The organism is Marinimicrobium sp. UBA4209 (genome assembly GCF_002381585.1).
Classification (GTDB): domain Bacteria; phylum Pseudomonadota; class Gammaproteobacteria; order Pseudomonadales; family Cellvibrionaceae; genus Marinimicrobium; species Marinimicrobium koreense.
The window spans coordinates 4,371-11,168 of sequence record NZ_DFTP01000079.1 but is presented as its reverse complement, the minus strand read 5'-3'; the positions used below and the strand labels follow the sequence as shown (position 1 = coordinate 11,168).

At 60.1% G+C, this 6,798-nt stretch carries 5 protein-coding genes and 1 pseudogene; all 6 read left to right on the top strand.

Translation table 11 applies throughout. The features are described from left to right. Positions 1-167 (top strand): annotated as a pseudogene (locus B3187_RS11850) (keto-deoxy-phosphogluconate aldolase); the annotation flags it as partial. A gap of 64 nt (positions 168-231) precedes the next feature. Then, positions 232-1,242 (top strand): type I glyceraldehyde-3-phosphate dehydrogenase, encoded by a 1,011-nt coding sequence (gene gap, locus B3187_RS11845; RefSeq protein WP_286806663.1) that lies wholly within the window; start codon positions 232-234, stop codon positions 1,240-1,242. A gap of 19 nt (positions 1,243-1,261) precedes the next feature. Then, entirely contained in the window at positions 1,262-2,707 is a 1,446-nt protein-coding gene (gene pyk / locus B3187_RS11840; protein WP_286806661.1) for a pyruvate kinase, read from the top strand. A gap of 259 nt (positions 2,708-2,966) precedes the next feature. Beyond that, entirely contained in the window at positions 2,967-3,794 is an 828-nt protein-coding gene (locus B3187_RS11835) for a M23 family metallopeptidase (RefSeq protein WP_123637049.1), read from the top strand. 79 nt (positions 3,795-3,873) lie between these two features. Further along, on the top strand, positions 3,874-4,071 hold the full coding sequence (locus tag B3187_RS11830; RefSeq protein WP_024459779.1) for a Trm112 family protein: 198 nt from the start codon (positions 3,874-3,876) through the stop codon (positions 4,069-4,071). A gap of 37 nt (positions 4,072-4,108) precedes the next feature. Then, complete coding sequence (gene alaS, locus B3187_RS11825; RefSeq protein WP_286806658.1) at positions 4,109-6,709, top strand: alanine--tRNA ligase; 2,601 nt, start codon at positions 4,109-4,111, stop codon at positions 6,707-6,709. Positions 6,710-6,798: the final 89 nt, after the last annotated feature.

Sequence of the window (6,798 nt, the reverse complement as noted above, 5' to 3'; positions counted from 1 at the left end):
TCTGCCCGACCGGTGGCATCAACCTCGCCAAGGCGCCCGAGTACCTGAGTCTGCCCAACGTGGCCTGCGTAGGGGGTACCTGGATGGCTCCCAAAGAGCTCATCGCCGAGAAGCGTTGGGACGAGATTGAAAAACTGGCTCGTGAAGCGGCCCAACTGGCACGCTGATCACGCCTGAATGCGTTTGTAATTTCTCTTTTAGATTGTCCGAATTGTAACCAGGAGATGTGTAATGACCATTAAAGTAGCAATCAACGGCTACGGCCGCATCGGCCGCAACGTGCTGCGTGCGCTGTACGAATCCAACTATCGCGACCGCATTCAGGTGGTCGGTATCAACGACCTGGGCGACGTCAACCTGAACGCTCACCTGACCAAGTACGATTCGGTCCACGGCAAATTCCCCGGTGAAGTATCTGTCGATGGCGAGAACATGATTGTAAATGGTGATGCAATTCGCATTACCTCTGAGCGTGACCCGAGCAAGTTGCCCTGGGGCGAGCTTGGTGTGGACGTGGTGTATGAGTGCACCGGTATCTTCACCAGCAAAGAAAAAGCCAGTGCCCACCTGGAAGCCGGCGCGAAGAAAGTGATCATTTCCGCACCGGGTACTGATGTGGACGCGACCGCTGTTTACGGCGTCAACCACAAGACCCTGAAAGCGACCGACCAGATCATCTCCAACGCCTCCTGCACCACCAACTGCCTGGCGCCGGTTGCCAAGGTACTGAACGACAAGTTCGGTATCGAGCAGGGCTCCATGACCACCATTCACGCCTACACCAACGATCAGAACCTGAGCGACGTGTATCACACCGACGTTTATCGCGCCCGTTCGGCCACTCAGTCCATGATCCCGACCAAAACCGGTGCCGCTCGCGCGGTAGCGCTGGTACTGCCGGAACTGAAGGGCAAGATCGACGGTATGGCGGTTCGTGTACCGACCATCAACGTCTCTCTGGTTGACCTGAACGTGCTGGTTTCCAAAGACGTGACCGTCGAGGAAGTGAATGCCGCCATGAAGGAAGCCGCCGAAGGCGAAATGGCGGGTGTACTGGAGTATTGCGATGAGCCGCTGGTGTCCATCGACTTCAACCACAACCCGGCCTCTTCCAACTACGACTCTCTGCAGACCAAGGTTTTCAACGGTCGCTGGGTTAAAGTCATGTCCTGGTACGATAACGAGTGGGGCTTCTCCAACCGCATGTTGGATAACACCCTGGCGCTGATGCAAGCCAAGTAATAAATACTGAGAGAGAGTTATGTTAAGACGTACCAAAATTGTCAGCACCCTGGGGCCCGCCTCTGAAGCTCCGGAAATGCTGGAAAAACTGATTCTGGCGGGCGTGAACGTCGTTCGCCTGAACTTCTCCCACGGGTCGCCGGAAGAGCACAAACAGCGCGCGGAAAACGTGCGCGCCATCGCCGCCAAACACGACCGTTTTGTGGCCGTGCTGGGCGACCTGCAGGGTCCGAAGATCCGTATTTCACGCTTCAAGGACAAGAAAATCGAGCTCAAGCTTGGTGACAAGTTTGTTCTGGATGCGGACCTCGGCCGTGACGAGGGAGACCAGAACCAGGTTGGTATCGACTACAAGGAGCTGCCAGGCGACTGTAAGCCGGGCGATAACCTGCTGCTGGACGATGGCCGCGTGGTGCTGGAAGTGGAGAAAATTGAAGGCAACCGCGTGTACTGCGTGACCCGTATTGCCGGTCCGCTGTCCAACAACAAGGGCATCAACCGTCAAGGCGGTGGCCTGTCGGCTCCGGCTCTGACCGAAAAAGATCTGGCCGACATCAAAACCGCGGCGGATATCGACGTCGACTATCTGGCCGTGTCTTTCCCGCGCAGTGCGGACGACATGAACAAGGCTCGCGAGTTGATGCGGGCCGCCGGTGGCGAGCGTGCGGGTCTGGTAGCCAAAGTTGAACGTGCTGAAGCGGTTGCGGATGACGAAACCCTGGACGCTATCATTGAAGCCAGTGATGCGGTCATGGTCGCCCGTGGTGACCTGGGTGTGGAGATCGGTGATGAATCCCTGATTGGTGTACAGAAGCGCATCATCGAGCGCTCCCGTGCCCTGAACAAGGTGGTGATCACCGCGACCCAAATGATGGAGTCCATGATCAAGAACCCGATGCAGACCCGCGCCGAAGTGTTCGACGTGGCGAACGCCGTGCTTGATGGCACCGATGCGGTGATGCTGTCCGCGGAAACCGCCGCTGGCGACTTCCCGGAAGAGACCATCAAGGCCATGGTGCGCATCATCCTGGGGGCTGAAAAGCACCCGAGCGCCAGCCAGAGCACCTACCGGGTGGAGCAGAAGTTCCAGACCATTGACGAGTCCATCGCCATGGCGTCGATGTACACCGCCAACCACCTCAGCGGTGTGAAGGCGATCATCTCGCTGACCGAGTCCGGTGCGACCCCGCGTCTGATGTCCCGCATTGGTTCTCAGTTGCCGATTTTCGCCTTCTCCGGACGGATCGATACCCAGCGTCGCGTGGCGCTGTATCGCGGTGTCCAGCCGGTACCGTTCGAAACCGACAGCTCGGCACCGGGCCATCAGGATCATATGCGCGCGATCGAGATCCTGAAAAGCAAGGGTGTGCTGAGTGACGGTGATCTGGTGATTGTCACCAACGGTGACTCCAACCAGTTGGGCGGCACCAACACCATGAAAATATTGCGGGTGGGCGAGCAGTAAGCTCAATCCTCAGTCATGGTATGAAACGAAAACGGCAGCCCTGAGGCTGCCGTTTTCGTTAACGGCGGATGCGGGTCATACCGCTGCGCTCGGCCCCTACGGATGGCACGGCAGTACCCGTAGGGGCCGAGCGCAGCGGTATGACCCGCATCCGCCGCTCCCACAGCACCCCATCCCCGCATCACGTGGTTGCCCCAATCACTTAAGTTCGTGCTAACCTGCTCATTAAATGATCCATTGATGATGTCAGAGGCATTACATGCTCAGAAATTTCACCGCATTCCCGTTTGCTCTGCTTTGGGCTCTCTCGGCCCAGGCCCTCGAAATCCACCACGGCGACTGGCAGCAGGGCGCCGTCATTCGTGGCGCGGTGACACCGGGTAGCGAGCTGAAACTGGGGGATCGCACTGTGCGGATTGCCGACGACGGCCAATTTGTGATTGGTCTCGACCGGGATGCCGAGTCGCCCGCCAAGCTGACCCTGATACCCCCGGCAGGGGAGCCCGAGCACTTTGAATTCCCCGTCAAAGCCCGGGATTACAATATCCAGCGCATTGAGGGTGTTCCACAGAGTACAGTGACTCCGGACCCGGAACAGGTCAAGCGCGCCCGGGCCGAAGCGGCTCTCGCCTGGAAGGCTCGCCAGCATGATCTGGCGCGTACCGATTTTACGCAGTCTTTCCAGTGGCCACTGGTCGGGATCATTACCGGCGTTTACGGCAGTCAGCGGTTTTATAACGGCGAGCCGCGCTCTCCCCATTACGGGGTGGATATTGCCGCGCCGCAGGGCACCCCGGTGGCATCCCCGGCGCCGGGTGTGGTCACCCTGGTGCACGACGATATGTTTTTCTCCGGCGGCACCCTGATTGTCGACCATGGGCACGGTCTGTCGTCCACCTTCATTCACCTGCACCGAATTCTGGTGAAAGAGGGGGAGGAAGTCGGTCAGGGGGATACCATCGCCGAAGTCGGTGCCACAGGAAGGGCCACCGGCCCACATCTGGACTGGCGCATGAACTGGTTCGATCGACGGGTCGACCCGACCACCCTGGTAGGGCCGATGCCAGAGGACGTGGCCAGCAACTGATTTGCGGGGCCGCTCAGTAGCGTTGGAGTCGCGCCCCGGTGTAAGATAGCGGCTTTTACCTCATTCCCCGAGGGGCGCTATGATCGACAAAAAACTGCTCAGTCTACTGGTCTGCCCGGTGAGCAAGGCTCCACTGGAGTACGACGCTGAAAAGCAGGAGCTGGTGTGCCGAGCCAGCCACTTGGCTTACCCTATTCGCGATGGCATCCCGGTGATGCTGGAGAGCGAAGCGCGCCAGTTGACCCAGGAAGAGCGGGAACAGCTCGACCGCCCCTGAATCGCCCCATTTTGATCTCGATAACCACGGATACGCTATGAAAAGCGCAGAAATTCGCGACGCCTTCTTGAAGTACTTTGAGCAGCAGGGGCACACCGTTGTCCCCAGCAGCTCCCTGATTCCGGGTAATGACCCGACCCTCCTGTTCACCAATGCCGGTATGGTCCAGTTCAAGGACGTATTCCTCGGCGAAGAACACCGGGATTACCGCCGTGCGGCCAGTTCCCAGCGTTGTGTGCGTGCCGGGGGCAAGCACAACGACCTCGAAAATGTCGGCTATACCGCCCGCCACCACACGTTCTTTGAGATGCTGGGCAATTTCAGCTTTGGAGACTACTTCAAGCGCGACGCGATCAAGTTCGCCTGGGAGTTTCTGACCGATGTACTCAAACTGCCCGAAGAGCGGTTGTGGGTGACCGTCCATATCAGCGACGATGAAGCGGCCGATATCTGGCAGAAGGAGGTGGGGGTCAGCCCCGAGCGCTTCTCCCGCCTGGATGAAGACAACTTCTGGCAGATGGGGGACACCGGCCCCTGTGGTCCCAGCTCGGAAATCTTTTATGACCACGGCCCGGATGTGCCTGGTGGCCCACCCGGCAGCGAGAATGATGATCTGGACCGGTACATCGAGATCTGGAACCTGGTGTTCATGCAGTATGAGCGCCACAGCAATGGCGAGTTGAAGCCGCTGCCCAACCCCTCCATCGATACCGGCATGGGCCTGGAGCGGATTGCCGCGGTCATGCAGGGCGTGCACAACAACTACGACATCGATCTGTTCCAGCACCTGCTCAAAGCCGCGGCCGACGCGACGGGTGCCACGGATATGGAAAACAAGTCACTGCGGGTGATTGCCGACCATATCCGTTCCTGTGCGTTTCTGATCAGCGATGGGGTGCTGCCCTCCAATGAAGGGCGCGGTTATGTGCTGCGCCGCATCATTCGCCGCGCCGTGCGCCACGGTCACCAACTGGGCCAGACCCAACCGTTTTTCCACCAGTTGGTGGTCGCGCTGGCCGAGGTGATGGGTGATGCCTATCCGGAGTTACGCCAGCAACGGGCACAGATCGAAAAGGTGCTGCTGTTGGAAGAGGAGCAGTTCGCCAAAACCCTGGATAAGGGGATGGTGGTCCTCGAAGGGGCGCTGGAAGATCTGAGTGGCACCGAGATTCCCGGCGATATCGTCTTTACTCTGTACGACACTTACGGTTTCCCTGTCGACCTGACCGCGGACATTGCGCGCGAGCGTGGTCTGACGCTGGATATGCCCGGTTACGAGCAGGCCATGGACGCCCAGCGCGCCCGGGCCCGCGCGGCCGGCAGCTTCAAGGTGGATTACACCTCGGCCGGGCTGGACCTGCCGGCCACCGAGTTCCTGGGCTATACCCAGCTTGCGGAGCAGGGCAAGATCCAGGCGTTGCTGAAAGACGGCCAGCTCGTGGACCAACTGGAAGAAGGCGATGAGGGCGCCGTGGTGCTCGATCGCACGCCGTTTTACGCCGAGTCCGGTGGTCAGGTGGGCGATACCGGCTACCTGGAAGCCGACGGTGGTCTGCGCTTTGAGGTGCGTGACTGCAACAAGCAGGGGAGCAGCCATCTGCACATTGGCCGGGTATTGCACGGCCGTCTGGCGGTGGGCGATACGCTGTCGGCCCGGGTCGACGGCAATGTGCGTTCGGCCACCGCCCTGAATCACTCGGCAACCCACCTGATGCACGCGGCGCTTCGTGAAGTGCTGGGCGAGCACGTGACCCAGAAAGGGTCACTGGTGGATTCCGAGCGTCTGCGTTTTGACTTCTCCCACTTCGAGGCGCTCAAGCCCGAAGAGATCAAGGCGATTGAAGCGCTGGTCAACGAACAGATTCGCGCCAACACCGATGTTCAGGTCGAAGAGATGGATATCGACAGCGCCAAGACCAAAGGTGCCATGATGCTGTTTGGTGAAAAGTACGGTGACCAGGTGCGCGTGCTGACCATGGGGGATGGGTTCTCGGTGGAACTCTGCGGCGGTACCCACGTGCGCCGCACTGGCGACATCGGCCTGTTTCGGATCACCTCTGAATCCGGCGTGGCGGCGGGTGTTCGTCGCATCGAGGCGGTGACCGGAGCGGGCGCTCTGGCGCTGTTTGATGAGGTTGAGGCACTTGCCGACCGCACCGCTCAGGCCCTGAAGACCCGCCGTCCGCAGGTGCCGGAGAAGGTCGAGCAACTGCTGGCCCAGAACCGCAAGCTGGAAAAGGAACTGAGCGCGCTCAAGGCCAAGCTGGCCACTGCGGGCAGCGGCAGCCTGCTGGACCAGGTTCAGGAGGTCGCCGGGGTCAAGGTACTGGCGGTCAAGCTGGAGGGGGCCGACAGCAAATCCCTGCGCGAGAGCGCCGATCAGCTGAAAAACAAGCTTGGCAGTGGCGTATTGCTGGTCGCGGCGGTAGAGGGTGAGAAAGTCTCATTGGTTGCCGGGGTGACCAAGGATCTGACTGACCGGATCAAAGCCGGCGATCTGATGCGTGAAGTGGCCACAAAGGTAGGCGGCAAAGGCGGTGGCCGCCCGGATATGGCCCAGGGCGGTGGCACTGATCCCAGCGGGCTGGACAGCGCCCTGAGCGCCGTCCCCGAGTGGGTCAAAGCCCAACTCGCATAACGCTTTTCGGGTCGGTTACGGCGGATGCGTGTCCTACCGCTGCGCTCGGCCCCTACGCATAGCACGGCAGGTCGCGTAGGGCGGATAAG

Excerpts from the sequence above, each read along its gene's own strand:
- gap (WP_286806663.1), top strand. The coding sequence starts at position 232 with ATGACCATTAAAGTAGCAATCAACGGCTACGGCCGCATCGGCCGCAAC.
- pyk (WP_286806661.1), top strand. The coding sequence starts at position 1,262 with ATGTTAAGACGTACCAAAATTGTCAGCACCCTGGGGCCCGCCTCTGAA.
- B3187_RS11835 (WP_123637049.1), top strand. The coding sequence starts at position 2,967 with ATGCTCAGAAATTTCACCGCATTCCCGTTTGCTCTGCTTTGGGCTCTC.
- B3187_RS11830 (WP_024459779.1), top strand. The coding sequence starts at position 3,874 with ATGATCGACAAAAAACTGCTCAGTCTACTGGTCTGCCCGGTGAGCAAG.
- alaS (WP_286806658.1), top strand. The coding sequence starts at position 4,109 with ATGAAAAGCGCAGAAATTCGCGACGCCTTCTTGAAGTACTTTGAGCAG.